This window comes from Streptomyces sp. NPDC051315, assembly GCF_044455165.1.
Taxonomy (GTDB): domain Bacteria; phylum Actinomycetota; class Actinomycetes; order Streptomycetales; family Streptomycetaceae; genus Streptomyces.
The window spans coordinates 1-1,554 of the sequence record NZ_JBITEN010000057.1 but is presented as its reverse complement, the minus strand read 5'-3'; the positions used below and the strand labels follow the sequence as shown (position 1 = coordinate 1,554).

Genomic DNA, 1,554 nt, shown 5'->3' with positions numbered 1-1,554 from the left:
CGGGCGTCCGACAGGCGTTCCAGCAGCAGGAGACCCGCGCCCTCCGACCAGCCGGTGCCGTCGGCCGCCGCCGCGAACGCCTTGCACCGCCCGTCACCCGCGAGTCCCCGCTGCCGCGAGAACTCCACGAACACACCGGGCGTCGCCATGACCGCGACCCCGCCCGCCAGCGCCATCGAGCACTCACCGCCGCGCAGCGCCTGCACGGCCAGGTGGATCGCCACCAGCGACGACGAGCACGCCGTGTCCAGCGTCAGCGACGGCCCCTCCAACCCGAAGGTGTACGAGATCCGCCCGGAGGCCACACTGCCCGAGTTGCCGATCCCGAGCAGCCCCTCCACGTCCTTCGGCACCTGCTGGAGGCGCCCCGCGTAGTCGTGGTACATCACCCCCGCGTACACGCCGACGCTGCTGCCGCTCAGTGTGCTCGGCGCGATCCCGGCCCGCTCGAAGGTCTCCCACGCGGTCTCCAGCAGGATCCGCTGCTGCGGGTCCGTCGCCAGTGCCTCGCGCGGTGAGATCCCGAAGAACCCGGCGTCGAACTCACCGGCGTCGTGCAGGAAGCCGCCCTCGCGGACGTACGACTTCCCGGACTGCTCGGGGTCGGCGTCGTAGAGCTCGTCGGTGTTCCAGCCGCGGTCGGCCGGGAACTCGGTGACGGCGTCGGTGCCGTCGGCGACCAGCCGCCACAGCTCCTCCGGGGTGGTCACCCCGCCGGGCAGCCGGCAGGCCATCCCGACGATCGCGATCGGCTCCCGGGCCGCGGCCGCGGCCCGCTCCTGCTCCCGCTTCAGCCGTTCGTTCTCGATCAGGGACGCCCGCAACGCCTCGACGAGCTTGGCGGACTGGTCCTCGGATACGGTCATCGCTTCCTCCGTGTGAGTGGCCTCGTGTCCTCGTGTTCCGGGCGGCGCCCGGTCACGTGGACTCGCCGCCGAGTGCGAGTTCGAGCAGACTGTCGACGCTCATGGCGCCGATGAGTTCCGTGGTGTCGACGCCCTCCGCCGCCGCGGGAGCCGTGTCCCGCGCCGGGTCCAGATGCGGCAACACCCGGTCGAGCACGCCGAGTTCGCCCAGCCGGTCCAGTGACGCGGTGGCCAGGAAACGGCGCAGAGCGGCCTCGTCGACCTCTCCCGCCCCGGCCTCGGCGGCGGACGCCGGCACGAGCTCCTCCAGCAGCAGCGCGGCCAGGGCCTGCGGGGTGGGGTGATCGAAGACGAGGGTGGCCGGGAGCTTGATCCCGGTCGCCGCGGTGAGCCGGTTGCGCAGCTCCACGGCGGCCAGCGAGTCGAAGCCCACCTCCTTGAAGGCCTGGTGGGGCTTGATCGCGTCGGCACCGGAGTGCCCCAGCGCCGCCGCCGCCTCGCTGCGCACCAGCGTGAGCACCTCCCGCTGCCGCTCGGCCGGCGCGAGCGCGGCGAGCCGCTCCGCCAGGCCGTCGGCGGTCACCGTGGCCGTTCCGGCCTGCTTGCGGGTGGGTTTGACGAGGTGGTGCAGGAGGGTGGGGAGGGGGGTGTGGCGGGCGTAGGCGGCGAGGTCGAGTTTGGCGGGGAC

The 1,554-nt window shown here is 73.4% G+C and carries 2 protein-coding genes; both read right to left on the bottom strand.

What is annotated here, in order from left to right; genetic code table 11:
* The coding region (locus tag ACIBBD_RS38770) for a beta-ketoacyl synthase N-terminal-like domain-containing protein (protein ID WP_399424727.1) at nucleotides 1–866 on the bottom strand (866 nt) is incomplete at its 3' end.
* Nucleotides 867–918: 52 nt separating this feature from the next.
* The coding region (locus tag ACIBBD_RS38765; RefSeq protein WP_399424726.1) for an acyl carrier protein at nucleotides 919–1,554 on the bottom strand (636 nt) is incomplete at its 5' end.